We start from the raw sequence: 15926 nt of genomic DNA on the forward strand, positions 1-15926 counted from the left end.
GGACTAAGCGCGCTTCTTCAGACTGGCGATGCGGGTCGAGCGCGGCGTGGCGCTCTTGGCCTGCGCGGCAGGCTTGGGTGCGGCCGGTGCCGCATGCGCGGTGTGCCGAACCTGGGACTTGGCCGTCTTGCCCTTTGCCGCCTTGCCCCTGGCCGCATGCGGCGTCTCGGCCGCCATTGCCAGCCGGGTCGCGGCACGCCGCGACAATGTCGTCGACAGCAGCACCTCGACCGAGCCTTCCGGGATCGCAAACAGCGCGCGGCCGGGCACGGGCAGGGCGGACGCGACGTCCATCTGACCCTTGGTCCGGCGCGGCAGCAGCGGCTGATGCTCGGTCCGCGCATTGAGGTCGGCGAGCGAGGGCGCCGGCAGCGTCCTGGTCTGCGTGAACACGAAGCTCGGAACGGAAGGCCAGCGCGCGATCGGCACGGTCTCGGTCGGCGGATGCAGCAGCCATTCCACCGGCGTGGTCGGCGTCGCTGGCCGGTCGGCGGTCGCGGGCACAACATGCACGATGCGATAGCCGCGCGCTTTGAGGTCGCGGATGATTTTTGGCAGCGCCGCCACCGTCCGCGCCTGGATGTCGTGCAGCAACAGGATGCCCTTGCCCTTGGCCTCCAGCCGCTGGATCGCGAGCTGATAGACGCGGTCGGACGACACATGGCGCCAGTCGTCGGCCGGGAAGTCAGCGCTCCACACCTGGATGCCGCGCGAGATCAGATGGTGCTCGACGCGTTCGGCGCGCATCAGGCCGGGAATGCGGAAGAACGGCGCCAGCTTGGACGGATCGGTCATCGCGGCCGAGGTCCACTCGATGCCGCCATTGATCTCGGCCTCGGCCTTCTCGATCGGCATCCGGTCGAAGGTCAGCGGATGGTTCATGCTGTGGGTGCCGACCGTGTGGCCCGCCGCCACCAGCTTGCGCACGCCTTCGGGGTTCGCCTTGGCCTGGCTGCCGATGATGAAGAAGGTCGCCTTGATGCACTCGTCGTCGAGCATCTTGAGGACCTGGTTGGAATATTTCGGCAGCGGACCGTCGTCGAAGGTCAGGACGACCTCATGATCCCTGAGCGGCAGCGTCTCGCGGTACTGCATGGTGCCGATCAGCGGATGCTCGCGCGGATCGACCACCAGGGTGCGGGACGTCCCGAGCGCGTCGGGATGGCCCGGGCAGTCGGCTGCAAGCGCCGCCGGCGATCCGATGGTCGAACATCCAAGGAATCCGCCGAGGCAAAGGACGATCCACGATCGCGTCCGCAAGACAACGCTACTTCCGATCATGAACCCCGTCTGCCCTCATGTGCGATTGCCGCCATAGTAGGTCGGAGACATCAGGAAACGGTTCAGGCCAAAGAACCTTTCCCGTCACAAAGTCCCCATCCATTTGCATGGGGTATCATGAACAGAGTGTTAATAGGGCCCAAATCACCCCATTTTGCGCCGGCGTGACATTCCGGCATCAGCGCGCATCGGCATTCTTCTGCGGGCCTGCCGGCGCGATGTGGACCACCCGATAGCCGTTCTCCCTCAGATACCGCAGGAAGGCCGGCATGATCGCCGCGGTGCGCGCCTTGGGGTCGTGGAAGAGGACGATGCCCTTGCCGCTAGCTGCGAGGCGCTCCGTGACCAGCTTCAATTCCTGCTCCGGCGTCATCTCGTTCCAGTCGCTGGCCCAGAGGTCCGCGCCGAACACGACGATGCCACGGGATTGGAGCAGGTCGAGCTGCGCTTGCGTCCCCTGGAAATAGGGAAAGCGGAAGAACGGCGTCGAAGGCATCGCCGTCGAGCTGCCGTGCAGTGCCATCTCGACGGCCGCGACGCCGCGGTCGACCTCGCTCTTGGCCTTGTCGAACGGGATCCGCGCCATGAACGGATGCGAGAAAGTGTGGTGGCCGATGGTGTGGCCCTCGCGGGCGATGCGCTTGACCATGTCGGGATGCTGGCTGGCGTGGAGGCCGATCAGGAAGAAGGTCGCGCGCACGCATTCCTGCGCCAGCGCCGCCAGCACCTTCGACGTCGTCGGCGGGTTCGGCCCGTCGTCGAAGGTCAGCACGACCTCGTGATCGGCCAGCGCAAGCGTCTGCGGAAAGCTCTTCAAGCCCACGCGCGGCGTGGTCTTGGCATCGACGCTCAGCACGCGCGAAGTGCCGAGCGCGTCCTTGCGCGGACACTCAGCGGCCACGGCCGAAGCGACGCCGATCAAGGCCGCGAGGGCCGCGCCCGATGACATCGAGGTCCACCTCAGTCGAAGCATCTTTGTCATTGCGCTCGGAGTTGCCTTGTGGGTATTGCCTGACCGTCAGCCCAGACCATTCGTTCCAACCTGTCAAACGGCGAGGCGCGCCATGGATGAACATATGGACGTTGCCCGATCCGCCGCGGACTCGGTACTCGACCACGTGCCGATGCGCAATGAAGACGGCGATATCAGGCACGAATTCGTCGAGGAGGTCGCCCATGCGATCGAGGCCGGCGACAGCGCCTCGCTGCGCGCCTGCGTCGCCGAGCTGCACGAGGCCGATCTCGGCGATCTCATCGGCGCTCTGGAGCCCGACGACCGCGTCCGCCTGGTCGAGCTGACCGGGCGCGATTTCGACTTCTCCGCGCTGAACGAGCTCGACGAGGGCGTGCGCGAGGAGATCCTCGAGGAACTGCCGCCGGAGACCGTCGCGGAAGGTGTTCGCGAACTCGAATCCGACGACGCCGTCGAGCTGCTCGAGACCCTCGACCAGGCCGAGCAGGAGGAGATCCTCGAGAAGCTGCCGCTCAAGGAGCGCGTCGCGCTCGAACGCAGCCTGCTGTATCCCGAGAATTCCGCGGGCCGCCGGATGCAGACCGAGTTCATCGCGGTGCCCCAGGATTTCACCGTCGGGCAGGCGATCGACTACATGCGCGAGACGCCGGATCTGCCCGACCGCTTCTACGAGATCTACGTCGTCGACAAGGACCAGCACTGGCAGGGCGCAGTCCCCCTCGACGTGCTGCTGCGCGCGCGCCGGCCGGTACCGCTCACCGAGCTCACCGACGAGGACCGCCGCCGCGTCTCCGTCCTGGAGGACCAGGAAGAGGTCGCGCGCATGTTCGGCAAGTATAATCTCGTCGCAGCTCCCGTGCTCGACACCCAGGACCGCCTGGTCGGCGTCATCACCGTCGACGACGTCGTCGACGTCATCGAGGAGGAGGCGGACGAGGACCTCAAGGCGCTCGGCGGCGTCACCAGCGACGAAGAGCTGTCGGATACGTTCCTGACGATTGCGCGCGCGCGGTTCAACTGGCTGCTGGTCAATCTCGCCACCGCCTTCCTGGCGTCCTCGGTGCTCGGCCTGTTCGAGGGCCAGCTGGAGAAGATGGTCGCGCTCGCCGTGCTGGCGCCGATCGTGGCGAGCCAGGGCGGGAACGCCGCGACCCAGACCATGACGGTGGCGGTGCGGGCGCTGGCGACGCGCGAGCTGGGCTCCTCCAATGCCTGGCGCGTGGTGATGCGCGAGGCGCTGGTCGGTCTCGTCAACGGGCTCGCCTTCGCCGTGATCACGGGGATTGCGGCGGTGGCCTGGTTCAAGATCCCCGGCCTCGGTATCGTCATCGGCCTGGCGATGGTGTGCAACCTCATCGCCGGTGCGCTCGGCGGCATCCTGATCCCGATGGCGCTCGAACGCGTCAGAGCCGACCCCGCGGTGGCGTCGGGCACGTTCGTCACCACGGTGACGGATGTGGTCGGGTTCTTCTCGTTCCTCGGCATCGCGACGCTCTGGTTCGGGCTGAGGTAGGTTTCACCCCAACGTCATTCCGGGGCGCGCCTCTTGGCGCGAGCCCGGAATCCATTTTTCCGCATCGCTTGCAGCCTGATGGATTCCGGGCTCGCGCTTCGCGCGCCCCGGAATGACAATCATCTTTAATCCGAACTTAAGCGACCTGCCGCATCATCGCCTGGCTTGGGAGAATGAGCATGCGGTTGCGGCTGAAGGCGGACGGACGGGTCGTTGAGTTGCGGGATGGACAGGAATTTCCGGTCCAGCCGTCTCCGGTCGAGCTCACGGCCAATGCCGCGCCGGCCGACGCCAACCCGCTCGCGGTGCGCGATTTGCGTCGCCGCGCCTGCCTGACCCAGATGGAGTTTGCCGCCAAGCTCGGCGTTCCCGTCGAGACCATCCGCAACTGGGAGCAGGGCAAGCGGGCGCCGCGGGGACCGGCCCGCGCGCTGCTCGCGGTGATCGCGCACGCCCCGGATACGGTGTTCCAGGCGCTCGCCAAAGCCTGACGCCAAAGCCCGACGTCGAGGGCTGCCGGGCCCCGACGCGAACCTCCTGTTAGCATTGCGCCAAATATCCCGCTGAACTGCCGCGGCCTTCCGTTGGCAGCGTCATGGGCCGGGTCCATAATGAGGCCTGATGACGTCAGGGGCTGCCGCAACGGAAGAGGAGTCCTCATGCTGTTCGTCGAGGCCAATGGCGCAAAAATCCCGGCGATCGGACTCGGGACCTGGGAGCTGAGCGGAAGACCTGCCGCGCGCGTGGTCGAGCAGGCGCTGCGGTTCGGCTATCGCCACATCGACACCGCGCAGGTCTACGAGAATGAACGCGAGGTCGGCGACGGCTTGCGCGCCTCGGGCGTGCGCCGGGACGACATCTTCCTCACCACCAAGGTCTGGACCAACCATTTCGCGCCCCACGATCTCGAGCGCTCGGTCAAGGAGAGCCTGGCTCGGTTGCGGCTTCCCTCCGTCGATCTGCTGCTGCTGCACTGGCCCAATTCGCATGTGCCGCTGGCGGAGACGCTCTGCGCGCTGTCGCATGCGAAGACCATGGGCCTGACCCGCCACATCGGCGTCTCCAATTTCACGGTGGCGCTGATCGAGCAGGCGGTCGCGCTGTCGCCTGAGCCGCTGGTCTGCAACCAGGTCGAATACCACCCTTATCTCGATCAGGCGAAGGTGAGGGCGGCCTGCGACCAGCATGGCCTTGCGCTCGTTGCCTACAGCCCGATCGCCAAGGGACGCATCAAGTCCGACCAGAGGCTGGCCGAGATCGGACGCGCCCACCGCAAGACGCCGGCGCAGGTCTGTCTGCGCTGGCTGGTGCAACAGAATGTCGCTGCGATCCCGCGCACCTCGCGCATCGAACGCCTGTCTGAAAACATCGAGATCTTCGATTTCGAGCTGTCGGAGGACGAGATGAGCCGGATTGCCGCACTCGCCAGTCCGAAGGGCCGCCTGACCGACTTCGGCTTCGCCCCGAAATGGGATTGAGAGGGGGCTGGGGTATGCTAGGACCGCGACGGCAACTCAAGATCGGTCGATGGAACTGCGGAAGATCATACGGACGGACATTGCGGCGTCAGCAATCGCGCATCTGACGCTGGTGGCGCTGATCATCGTGATCAGCGAGGTCCATCCGTTTCGCAGCCAGCCGCCGGAGACCGTGACCGTCGACATCGTCACGCCGGAGCAGGTGAAGGAAGAGATCAAGGAGCAGGAGACGAAGGAGGCGGCCAAGGAGAAGCCGCCGGAGCCAACGCCCGATCTGAAACTGCCGAAGCTTGATTTCACCGACCAGTCCGAAGCGGCGGGCAAGCCCGCGGCCAAGCAGCAGGACGCGGCACCGTCGCCGCAGCAGACGCCACCTGAACCGCAGCAGAAGCAGCCGCAGCCGCAACCCTCGCCGGCGCCAAAGCAGCGTGAGGGCAACGTGCAGCCTCAACCTCAACAGCCACAACCGTCGCAACAGCCGCCGCCGCAGACTCAGCAACAACCGCCGCCCCAGGCGATGCCGCAGCCACCGATGCAGCCGCCGCCGCAAGCGATGCAGCAGCCGGAGGCCGCGCCGCCGCCGGCCTATCAGGCTCCGCAGCCTGACGTCACCGTCAAGTACGGCGTCATGCTGGGCCTGCCGCCGGAATTGCCGCCGGAGCTGCCGAAGGATACCCCCAAGGACGATGGCGGCGATGCCAAGGATTCAATCGCAGCCAAGCTGCCGCAGGAAGTCATCGCCGCGCTTCGTCGCCATTTGCGCAGCTGTGCGAAATTGCCGGCCGGACTCAGCCCCACCGACGCCGTTCACATCAAGCTGCGCACGGTGTTCGCGACCGACGGCACGCTGGCGCGCGAGCCGATCCTGATCGAGGCTCCGCCGTCCGCGAAAGGCGTGGCGCTCGTGAAGTCCGCCATGAGCGCGCTCCAGAACTGCCAACCTTACAAGATGCTGCCGGCAAATCTGTACGGGGAATGGAAGATCATGGACCTGCCGTTCAGCCCGCGGGATTTCGGATCGTAGCTCTTGTAGCCCGTTGGCTCCATCGGGCTACGCGACCGCGCCTGTGTCGCCCTCTGTCAATCCACGCGTGCAAAAATATTCCACTTTACCGAAATTCGGTTTCGGCGTATGTGTTGCGCATCCCGGCTCACCAAGAGGGGCGATCATGTGTCGTCACGCATCGCGAGCCGGGCTTGCGGTGGACGCGGCAGCGTCGGCACGAGAGGCGCGGGCAGGGCGGGGTGTCCCTGTGAGCCCGAGGCTTCGTGCGGACGACGGCGCTGCTAGGCTTCGTCTCGTCTGTAAGTTTCCGGCTCCGTCGACAGGGCCTGGAAAAACTGCGGCGAAATGGCGGGCCGTGCGTACGGCAAAACCGTGTGGTCCTGGCCGTCGTTGCCACGGTCAAGTCCTTGCGAAGGTGCGAGCGAGCCCAACCGGGCAGACTGCATCATCCAATTCGCGGGGCGAGGGAGGCCAGAAGGAATGGTCGGCTCCCGGGAGATCACGGCATAAGCCGTCCAGCCACCGCGCAGGGAAGGCCGAGTGATCGGCACCACCTGTATGCTGCTGTGCGGTTCTTTCTGCGTGTGCTTTTCGCGCAGCGGACCGCGGGTGCGAGCCAGCACCCGGCCTTCCCTGCGCCCTCTTGGCTAATGAGGGTACGAGATGAAGCAAAGCTCGGGCGAAACGCGCCGCGAGGATGTGAAGGCGTGTCTGCAACTTGAGCTGCGTGCCACAATCTCGGTCTCGTAGGGTGGGCAAAGCGGAAGCGTGCCCACGCCTTGTGCTGATGGAGAGAGATCGTGGGCACGGCGCTATGCGCCTTTGCCCACCCTACGGCACTGCCGCTGGGATGCGCACTGGCGCATTGTAATGACGGTGGAGAGCGCGCGCGCCATTCACCGCTCTCGTGCCCCGGACGCAGCACGAAGTGGTGCGCTGCAGAGCCGGAGCCCATCCATCCGCATCGCGCCGTGTTGCCCTGGGTCCCGGCTCTGCGCCGCAACGCTCGTGCGTTGCAGCTTGTCCGGGACACGCGCCTCAACGCCTCCGCTTCATCCCCTCATCGACATCCACCACCTCCGGCGCCATCGCCGCCCATGCGCTCGACGCGAATTGCCGGCGCCAGGTCACGACCACCACGGCCGCCGTGGTCACGAACAGCAGCCAGGGGCTGACGAACCAGCCGAGATAGCCGAGCGCGAAGAAGAAGGCGCGCTGGCCGCGGTTGAAGTGGCGGCCGGCAGATTCGAACAGGCGCGTGGTGCGGATGACATGGGCCTCCGCCTCCGGCGTGTCGCGCCGCTCGGCCGGGGGCATGCCGCCGAACAGGATCGCGACATAGTTGAACAGGCGATAGGACCAGGCGAATTTGAAGAAGGCGTAGACGCAGATCAGCACGAGGCCGACGCATTTCAGCTCCCACATCGCCGGCGACGTGCTGAGGTCGATCGGCAGCTTGCTCAGAATGGTGATCGCATCGTTGGTGGCGTGCAGCAGCGCCAGCGCGCCGCCGAGCGCGATCAGGCTGGTCGAGGCGAAGAAAGCGGTTCCGTTCTGCAGCGAGGCCATGATCTGCATGTCGACCATGCGCGTCTCGCGGTCGAGCAGCCGGCGCACCCAGACCTCGCGATAGCGGTTCATGCGCGCCGACAGGCTGTCGCGGCCGTAGGCCGAATGCTCCAGCGTCAGGGCATAGACCAGCCATTCGATGATGAAGAAGCCGACCGCGGCGATGTCGACCCAGTGCCTGCTCATGTCTGTCTCATGTCCGTCTCTTGTCCGTCTCTTGGCGAGGACCGCAACGATTGCCACGCATGACGGGGCGCAGCAACGATTGATTGGCGGCAGGGGATGGCGTTAAAAGCGGCTCGCCCTAGGACGTCTCGGGAAGGACTGATGACATGGCTGCGCTGAAACTCGCGATCGGTAACAAGAACTACTCGTCATGGTCGATGCGGCCATGGCTCGCGCTTCGCGCCAACGACATCCCGTTCGTGGAGACGCTGATCCCGCTCTACACCGACAATCCCGCGGACAAGGAGCAGATCCTGTCCTTCAGCCGTGCCGGCAAGGTGCCGGTGCTGGTCGACGGTGATGTCACGGTGTGGGATTCGCTCGCCATCATCGAATACATCGCCGAGCGCTATCCGGAAGTGAAGCTGTGGCCCGACGACGTCGCCGCGCGCGCGCATGCCCGATCGGTGTGCGCCGAGATGCATTCCGGCTTCGTGCCCCTGCGCAACGAATGCGGCATGAACCTGCACCGGCCGGTCCGGCCCTTGGCGCTGTCGGCCGACGCCAAGGCCAACGTCGCGCGCATCGAGGAGATCTGGCGCGAGTGCCGCACGCGCTACGGTGCCAAGGGTCCGTTCCTGTTCGGCCGCTTCGGTGCGGCCGATGCGATGTACGCGCCGGTGGTGCATCGCCTGCGCACCTACGCGATCGACGTCGCGCCGGACACCAAGGCCTACATGGAGACGATGATGGCGCTGCCGGCGTTCCAGGAATGGACCCGCGACGGGCTGGCCGAAACCCTTGTCATCGAGAAGTTCGAAGACGCCTGACCGGTCGGTCCGAGCGAGGCCGCTGGCTGTGTGCCGGCCGGCGGCGCTCACGTTCCGGACATTGACCGGGGCCATATGCCAATCGGGCTGCGACCGGCCCTGCGACATGCCGCCTGAACATGCGGCCCCGGCGGTATCATCGACCTGTCGGTTCCATCCCTATCATTCTGAAAAGATTGCAGGATTTACACGTTTGCCATGGTGGCATGGCGCTGGCCAAAACGGCTGGCCGCGTGCTATACAGCGCTGGGTTTCTGGCCGGCCGTCGCAGTGGGACCATGGGCGAGGCAGGCGTTGTTTGAGTGATGGAGAGGGTGTTGAAGCACAAATTCCCGATTGGAACGCGCGTATTGTTCACGGCCAGCAACGTCGCGCGCCCTGCTGCCAGCGGCTCGTACGAGGTCATCCGCCTGCTGCCGACCGACGGCGACGACTGCCAGTACCGGATCAAAAGCTCGACCGAAGCCTTCGAACGTGTCGCCAAGGAAAGCCAGCTCGCGCTGTCCTGAAGACCGACGCTCCCGCGCATTCGCGCCCCCTGCGGAATTGTGTCCTGCCGCCGTCAAAAGGCCCGCTTCACCTTCCCAAGGTGGGCCTGGGGGCAGTTGCCGACTCGCGGTGCTCGCTTGACCATTCGCTCTCTGCTCGCGTGAGGGGACGTCGCGCATGAACTGGGCATGGGCCACTTCGCTCGACCAAATCTGGCGCTCGCCGGCCTTTCCGATGTGGATGACGCTGGCGGCTGCCGGATTCTTCGGATTGATCCTGCTGATCACGCTGCTGCGCGCCGACAGGTCGGTCGCCAACGGCGCGCTGACCGTGATCACGCTGCTGTCCATCGCGATCGCCGGAGCTGCCACCGTGCGCGTCTATGGACCGGCGGGGCAGGACGCTCCGACCGAAGCGCGCGCGCAAGGTGCCGTCATCGCGAGCCTGCCGGCGCTGTCCTGTCTCGACGATCTCGCCGGCGATGCGGTCGCCATTGGCTGCGAGAAGGCGCTGTTCGGCTCGCCGGATGCCGCGGCTGCCGCCGTCTCCTATACCGCGGCCCGAATCGACCGGCTGACCGCGCTCGGTGATGCCGCGATCGCCGAGAAGAGCCTGACGACGGACATGAAGGTGCTGCGCAAGGCGCTGGAGCACGATCGCTACGGCTTCGTGGCGCAGGTGCTGGTCGTGCGCGACGGTTGCACGCAGTTCGACTGCGCCGCGTTCCGCTCGCTGACCGACCAGCAGCGGGTTGCCGCCAACATGGACGCCCATCTCTACGACATGCTGGTCGCGCGCCATGCGCCAACCTGGAACGCGCCTGCAACGGCGTCGGCGATGCCGGCCACGGCCGCGCTTGCCGGGCTGCCGCCCGCGATGCCGACGGGCAAGCCGACCAGCGCTGAGTTCCCTAGCGCCTCGTCGACGCCGCCGGTCAGCATCATGAATCCGGAGCCCACGGCGACGACGCGCCAGGCGGCGCCCGCCGCCGCGAACGCAGCGCCGGCACCGCGCGCGCCCGCCGCGACGTCGGCACAGGCCGCCGCACCACCGGCCGCGAAGAAGCCGCCGGCCCCGAAGGCTGCGCGTGCTCCTGCAGCGCCGGTTCCGCTCGCTCCGCCGCCAACCTCGGCGGCCGCGCCCGCGGCTGCGGATAACGAATAGATCGGCATTCCAAATGCGGTGCCGCCCGGCTAATGCTTGGGCATGCCGCTACATCTGATCAAGCTCGCCGTCGGTTGCGACTCCGTCAAGGAATTGAAGGAGTGGATCGCCGAACGGATGCAGACCGCCAAGAAGAAGGGTCTGCCGCAACATCACATCCACATCACCCGCATGGTCCCCAAGCGCGATGCCGAGATCCTCTCGGGCGGGTCGCTCTACTGGGTGATCAAGGGCGAGATCGCCGCACGGGAAAAGATCATCGGCATCGAGCCGTTCCGCGACAAGGACGGTATCGGCCGTTGCCGGATCGTGATGCAGCCGAAAGTGGTCTCGGTGTCGCCACGGCCGATGCGCCCATTCCAGGGCTGGCGCTATCTCGCCGACGATTCCGTGCCGCCCGATCTCGGCAAGTCCGCCGCCGGCTCGATCGCGGCGATGCCGGAGCCGATGCGGCGCGAATTGCGCGATCTCGGGCTGCTCTAAACCGCGATATTGTCGATCAGCCGAGTCGTGCCGAGCTTGGCCGCGACCAGGATCCGCAACGGTCCGTCCTTGCGCGAGGCGAGGGGCGCCAGCGTCTCGGCATGGCGCGCTTCGTAATAGTCGAGCGCAAAGCCGGCCGCCTCGATCGTTGCGGCGCCACGCTTCATGGCCGACGCAACGGCTTCGCCGGCACGGATGCGGCCGGCGCTGTCCTTCATGGCACGGTAGAGGATGGGGGCGGTCCGCCGCTCCTCGGGCGACAGATAGACGTTGCGCGAGGACATCGCGAGCCCGTCGCGCTCGCGCACGGTGCGGGAGCCGACGACCTTGACGCCGAGGTCGAGGTCGCGCGCCATCTGCGACACCACCCGCAACTGCTGAAAATCCTTTTCGCCGAAGATCGCGAAGTCCGGCCGGCACTGCGTGAACAGCTTGCCGACGACGGTGGCGACGCCGCCGAAGAAATGCGGGCGGAAGCGGTCCTCGAGGCCGGCGATCGCCGGTCCCTCCGGCACGATGCGGGTGGCAAAGCCGTCCGGATACATGGCATCGACGCCGGGATGCCAGACGATATCGACATCCTCGGCTGCGAGCTTGGCGATGTCGGCCTTCCAGGTGCGCGGATAGGCGCCGAAATCCTCGGTGGGGGCGAACTGGGTCGGGTTGACGAAGATCGAGACCACGACGCGGCTGGCGCGCCGCTTGGCGAGGCGGACGAGAGACACATGCCCGTCATGGAGGGCCCCCATGGTCGGGACCAGCGCGATCGTGGCCTTTCGCTTGCGGAGATTGTCGACGGCGCGGCGCAAGGTTGGGACCGTGCGGGCGATCAAAGGGCTTGCTGACATCAGGACTCGACAGGGTTGGGAATCGGCGCGGCATGACCTGGCGCCAGGGGCGACTAACCTTAACAAGCGGCGATCGTGGACGCCATGCATCCGGATGCGGCACAGCATCCCGCGCAAGGTCGCGCAGGATGTCGCGACATTGTGGGCTGGATTACAGAAAGAAAGACGGCGCCGCGATTCATGATGAAGCAGGCGCGCTGCGATTTGCATTACCTGTCACGCATTTCACTTGACCGCAGACGCGGCCAACTCGAAGATATTCATCAGGGGTGTTGAGGATCGCCATGCTTGTGCAGGCTAGCCAAGGCCAATCCGGCTCGGCGCATGTGGTCGTGCTCGGCAACGAGAAGGGCGGCTCCGGCAAGTCGACCACCGCCCTGCACATCGCGGTTGCGCTCCTGAAGGCCGGCCAGCGCGTCGCCACCATCGACCTCGACTGCCGTCAGCAGAGCTTCACGCGCTACATCGGCAACCGTGCCGCCTGGGCGCGCCGCACCAAGCTCGACCTCGAACTGCCGGTGCATCGCTGCATCAAGCTCGGCGAGACCATGCAGATCGCCGAGAACGAGAATTCCGAGTTCCAGCAGTTCATGGAGGCGGTCTCGGCGGTCGAGAGCAGCTTCGACTTCATCGTCATCGATACGCCGGGCACCGACAGTTATCTGATGCGGCTGGCGCACTCGATGGCCGACACGCTGGTCACGCCGATCAACGACAGCTTCCTCGATTTCGACGTGCTCGGCACCGTCGATCCCGCCAATTACGCGGTGACGGGCGAGAGCCACTACGCCGAGATGGTGCGCGACGTCAGGCGCAAGCGCCGCCAGCTCGACGGCTCGACCACCGACTGGATCGTCGTGCGCAACCGCCTGTCGATGCTCGGCTCGCGCAACAAGCAACTCGTCGCCGAGGGGCTGAAGGATCTGTCGCTGCGGCTCGGCTTCCGCTACGTCGACGGCTTCGCCGAACGCGTCGTCTATCGCGAATTTTTCCCGCGCGGCCTGACCGCCCTCGACGAGATCGACGAAACCACGCTCGGCATGCGGCCCAATCTCGGCCATCTGACCGCACGAGAGGAGGTGACGAGCCTGCTCCGGCAGCTCAAGCTGCCGCTCGACGAGCGCGGCCGCCGCCGCGCCGCCAACCGGGCCGAGTGGTTCAACCAGGTCGACAAGCCGCTCGAGGTTCACGACATCCTCGGCGCCTGAGCGGCGGTATATCGCTACTTCCGATCGATCTGAGGGGCCGGTTTCCGCGGGAACTGTGGCCGCGCTCCGCCGTTTTTACCTTACGTTGACCGCGAAATTGAACCCAAGCGAGACCGGTTGCGTCGGATGGTGACGTGCACGCTGACGTAGCTTGGCGAGGACGGGATGCCTACAAAACGTGTGCGGCGCACAATGAAAGGGCTGCCGGTTCACAATATTTGGCCTTCCTGTCACGCGCCTGTGACATATATTAGCGAATAGGCGACAAGGGGTCGAAGAGCCCCGGAAGAACACGATTTTCAACAGGGATTCAGGCCGCAAGAGCCTGAGGCTGAGGACGAAAATGAAGCGTGGAATTGCCGTTCTGGTTTCGGTCAGTGCTCTCTGCGGCATCGCCTATTTCACGGCGAGCAAGTGGGCGATCAAGCACGAGACCATTACCTTCTACGACGCCTCGCGCGACAATCGCCCGGTGCCCGTCGACATCGCGGTGCGTCGTGACAAGGAAATGCAGGCCACCGCCGGCATGATCACGCTGCCGGTCGCAGTGATCAATCACGGCAACACCGTCAAGAACACCGAATACGGCTTCCTCGCCAACATCTTCGCTGCGCGCGGCTACATGGTCCTGAGCCCGCAGCACGACTTGCCGACCGATCCTCCGATGGTGACCAAGCCCGGCGAGCTCTATGTCGGCCGGCTGCCGCAGATCCTGCGCGGTGTCGCCAACATCCATCTCGCCGTGCAGGAAATGAGGAAGCTTCAGCCGAACGCCGACTACGACAAGGTCACCATGGTCGGCCATTCCATGGGCGGCGACATCACGATGTATTTCGCCAAACAGTATCCGGATGAAGTCAAAAAGGTCGTCACGCTCGACAATTTGCGCGTGCCCTTCGTCACCGCCGGCAAGTTCAAGATCCTGTCGTTCCGCTCCACCGATCCGCAGTTCAAGGCCGATGCGGGCGTGATCCCGACGGACGAGGAATGCGAGAAGGCGGGTATCCAGGTCGTGAAGACTGAATTCCAGCACAACGACATGCGCGACACCGGTCCGGATGTCGCCAAGAACTCGATCCAGGGCATGCTCGACAAATTCCTGAGCGCCGCCGACAGCGAGATCGCGCCGGTCGACACGCAATCCTCGCCGCCCAATATCCTCGAGCCCGGTCCGGTCGCCTTGATGGGGCCTGCCAAGAGCTGACCTCTTCGCCCTGACGGCGCCCACATCGTCAGTCACGATCTGCAAAGCCCCCGCCAGCCTCTGCCGGCGGGGGCTTTGCACATTGACCGGGCTGCTTGCGCTAACCACATTAGCCGCCCACGCAGGGTCAAGGCATGTCGGGCGAACCCATCAAACCCCGCAGCGGCGATGCCGTCTCGGCGCAAGCAGGCGGTGCGGTGCCGCAGGCCGGAACGTCGACTGCGGAAGACATCGCCGCCTTCGTCGCCAAGGCGCAGGCGATGTCACCGCATGCGCCGGGCGCGAAGGGGCGGCTGATCTTCGCGCTGGACGCGACGATGAGCCGGCAGCCGACCTGGGACATGGCCTGCGCGCTGCAGGCCGACATGTTTCGCGAGACCGCCGCGCTCGGCAGTCTCGACATCCGGCTGGTCTATTATCGCGGCTTCAACGAGTGCCGCGCCACGGGATGGATTTCCGACAGCAACAGGCTTGCGGCGTTGATGACCAAGATCGATTGCCGCGGCGGCGACACCCAGATCGGCAAGGTGCTGACCGAGGCGCGGCGCGAAGCGGTCGCATCGGGCGTGCGTGCCGTCGTCTTCGTCGGCGATGCCATGGAGGAGAAGGTCGACGAGCTCTGCGCCAAGGCCGGCGAGCTCGGCATGCTCAAAGTGCCCGTGTTCCTGTTTCAGGAAGGTCATGACGCCGTCGCCGAGCAGGCCTTTCGCGAGATCGCGCGCCTGACGGGTGGCGCCTGGTGCCGGTTCGATCCGGGTGCGGCGGCGCAGTTGCGCGAGCTGTTGCGGGCGGCTGCGGCCTATGCCGCCGGCGGTCGCGAGGCGCTATTGAAGCTGGCGAAGACCGCGAGCGGCGCGGCCAGGCTGATCGGCCAAATGAAGTAGCGCTCAGGCGTCGCGGCGAGGCGTATGCCATGCATTTTGCCGCGAGGGCGACTATATTCCGGTCATGACCCTGATCGCCGGCGCTGTCGCAATTATCACGCTTTATCTGCTGCTCCAGATGTTTCGCGCTGCCAATCCGGCGGTGCTGGCGAGGGCCATCAGGTTCGGTGGCGGCGTGGTGGCGCTGGCGGTCGCAGCCTTCACGGGCTTGCGGGGCGAGCTGGTGGTGGCGATCCCGCTCGGGATTTTCGGCGCCGGGCTGCTGGGCTGGACACCGCTGGCAAACGCCGGCTTCGGCAATGTCGGCGGGCTGTTCGGCGGCGGTGGTGCTGCGCCCGCGTCAGGGCAGTCTTCACGCGTGCGTTCGCAATTCCTGGATATGCGGCTCGACCACGGCTCTGGCCAGCTCGGCGGGCAGATCGTCGCCGGGCCTCACGCCGGGCGCGATCTCGGCGAGTTCGATCTTGTTAGCCTGCTGGCCATGGTCCCGACATTCGACGCCGAGAGCGTGGCCTTACTTGAAAGCTATCTGGACCGCCGGTTTCCCGCCTGGCGTCAGAACGCGCAGAGCGATGCGGCAGGGGGGCAGCGCCGCACGGCGGCGAGCGGCAAAATGACGGCGGAGGAGGCCTATCAGATCCTTGGCTTGCAGCCGGGGGCGGGGCGTGACGACATCAGCCGGGCCCACAAGACCCTGATGAAGAAACTCCATCCCGACCAAGGGGGGTCGAACTATCTCGCTGCCCGTGTAAACGAGGCCAAGGATACTCTGCTTCGTACGCATAACGGCTAACTCCGGCACTACGCTACAAACGCCCGTACCGCGTGAGC

The 15926-nt window shown here is 65.9% G+C and carries 16 protein-coding genes; 12 read left to right on the forward strand and 4 right to left on the reverse strand.

From position 1 onward, the window contains the following. Window positions 1-3: 3 nt before the first annotated feature. Entirely contained in the window at window positions 4-1281 is a 1278-nt protein-coding gene (locus tag GDN70_RS17475) for a polysaccharide deacetylase family protein (protein WP_038949952.1), read from the reverse strand. A 178-nt stretch (window positions 1282-1459) separates the two neighbouring features. Further along, the gene (locus tag GDN70_RS17480; RefSeq protein WP_173015827.1) at window positions 1460-2230 is read right to left on the reverse strand and encodes a polysaccharide deacetylase family protein; all 771 of its coding nucleotides are present in this window, start codon (window positions 2228-2230) and stop codon (window positions 1460-1462) included. A 115-nt stretch (window positions 2231-2345) separates the two neighbouring features. Here GDN70_RS17480 and mgtE point away from each other — a divergent pair, with 115 nt between their 5' ends. The 4 genes from mgtE (at window position 2346) to GDN70_RS17500 (ending at window position 6269) form a co-directional block, all read left to right on the forward strand. Then, window positions 2346-3767, forward strand: coding sequence for a magnesium transporter (mgtE, locus tag GDN70_RS17485; protein ID WP_028140540.1), 1422 nt, complete (start codon window positions 2346-2348; stop codon window positions 3765-3767). A 173-nt stretch (window positions 3768-3940) separates the two neighbouring features. Next, complete coding sequence (locus GDN70_RS17490; RefSeq protein ID WP_028140539.1) at window positions 3941-4258, forward strand: DNA-binding transcriptional regulator; 318 nt, start codon at window positions 3941-3943, stop codon at window positions 4256-4258. 168 nt (window positions 4259-4426) lie between these two features. Continuing rightward, the gene (locus GDN70_RS17495) at window positions 4427-5245 is read left to right on the forward strand and encodes an aldo/keto reductase (RefSeq protein WP_152102830.1); all 819 of its coding nucleotides are present in this window, start codon (window positions 4427-4429) and stop codon (window positions 5243-5245) included. A gap of 49 nt (window positions 5246-5294) precedes the next feature. Beyond that, complete coding sequence (locus GDN70_RS17500; RefSeq protein ID WP_152102831.1) at window positions 5295-6269, forward strand: hypothetical protein; 975 nt, start codon at window positions 5295-5297, stop codon at window positions 6267-6269. Window positions 6270-7289: 1020 nt separating this feature from the next. Here the strand turns inward: GDN70_RS17500 and GDN70_RS17510 are convergent. Next, window positions 7290-8006 (reverse strand): DUF599 domain-containing protein, encoded by a 717-nt coding sequence (locus GDN70_RS17510; RefSeq protein ID WP_152102832.1) that lies wholly within the window; start codon window positions 8004-8006, stop codon window positions 7290-7292. Between the two features lie 146 nt (window positions 8007-8152). Here GDN70_RS17510 and GDN70_RS17515 point away from each other — a divergent pair, with 146 nt between their 5' ends. The 4 genes from GDN70_RS17515 to GDN70_RS17530 all read left to right on the forward strand — a co-directional run bounded on the left by GDN70_RS17515 (window position 8153) and on the right by GDN70_RS17530 (window position 10951). Continuing rightward, entirely contained in the window at window positions 8153-8815 is a 663-nt protein-coding gene (locus tag GDN70_RS17515; protein WP_028143984.1) for a glutathione S-transferase family protein, read from the forward strand. A gap of 305 nt (window positions 8816-9120) precedes the next feature. Continuing rightward, window positions 9121-9324: a hypothetical protein gene (locus tag GDN70_RS17520; protein WP_018321158.1), complete on the forward strand. Its 204-nt coding sequence runs from the start codon at window positions 9121-9123 to the stop codon at window positions 9322-9324. Between the two features lie 157 nt (window positions 9325-9481). Further along, window positions 9482-10468: a hypothetical protein gene (locus GDN70_RS17525; RefSeq protein WP_152102833.1), complete on the forward strand. Its 987-nt coding sequence runs from the start codon at window positions 9482-9484 to the stop codon at window positions 10466-10468. Between the two features lie 42 nt (window positions 10469-10510). Next, window positions 10511-10951, forward strand: a complete 441-nt coding sequence (locus GDN70_RS17530; protein WP_028143982.1) for a DUF1489 family protein — start codon at window positions 10511-10513, stop codon at window positions 10949-10951. On the opposite strand, the gene panC is transcribed toward GDN70_RS17530, so the two are convergent. Beyond that, window positions 10948-11799, reverse strand: coding sequence for a pantoate--beta-alanine ligase (panC, locus tag GDN70_RS17535; protein WP_038950344.1), 852 nt, complete (start codon window positions 11797-11799; stop codon window positions 10948-10950). The genes GDN70_RS17530 and panC overlap by 4 nt on opposite strands. Before the next feature lie 284 nt (window positions 11800-12083). On the opposite strand from panC, the gene GDN70_RS17540 reads away from it, so the two are divergent. The 4 genes from GDN70_RS17540 to GDN70_RS17555 all read left to right on the forward strand — a co-directional run bounded on the left by GDN70_RS17540 (window position 12084) and on the right by GDN70_RS17555 (window position 15888). Beyond that, complete coding sequence (locus tag GDN70_RS17540) at window positions 12084-13007, forward strand: division plane positioning ATPase MipZ (protein ID WP_028143980.1); 924 nt, start codon at window positions 12084-12086, stop codon at window positions 13005-13007. 343 nt (window positions 13008-13350) lie between these two features. Continuing rightward, entirely contained in the window at window positions 13351-14211 is an 861-nt protein-coding gene (locus tag GDN70_RS17545) for an alpha/beta fold hydrolase (RefSeq protein ID WP_028143979.1), read from the forward strand. A gap of 134 nt (window positions 14212-14345) precedes the next feature. Then, on the forward strand, window positions 14346-15095 hold the full coding sequence (locus GDN70_RS17550; RefSeq protein WP_038950342.1) for a hypothetical protein: 750 nt from the start codon (window positions 14346-14348) through the stop codon (window positions 15093-15095). Window positions 15096-15159: 64 nt separating this feature from the next. Beyond that, window positions 15160-15888 (forward strand): DnaJ domain-containing protein, encoded by a 729-nt coding sequence (locus GDN70_RS17555; RefSeq protein ID WP_152102834.1) that lies wholly within the window; start codon window positions 15160-15162, stop codon window positions 15886-15888. The last annotated feature ends 38 nt before the right edge of the window (window positions 15889-15926 follow it).

The sequence above is a fragment of the Bradyrhizobium sp. TM102 genome (assembly GCF_009176685.1).
Taxonomy (GTDB): domain Bacteria; phylum Pseudomonadota; class Alphaproteobacteria; order Rhizobiales; family Xanthobacteraceae; genus Bradyrhizobium; species Bradyrhizobium ottawaense.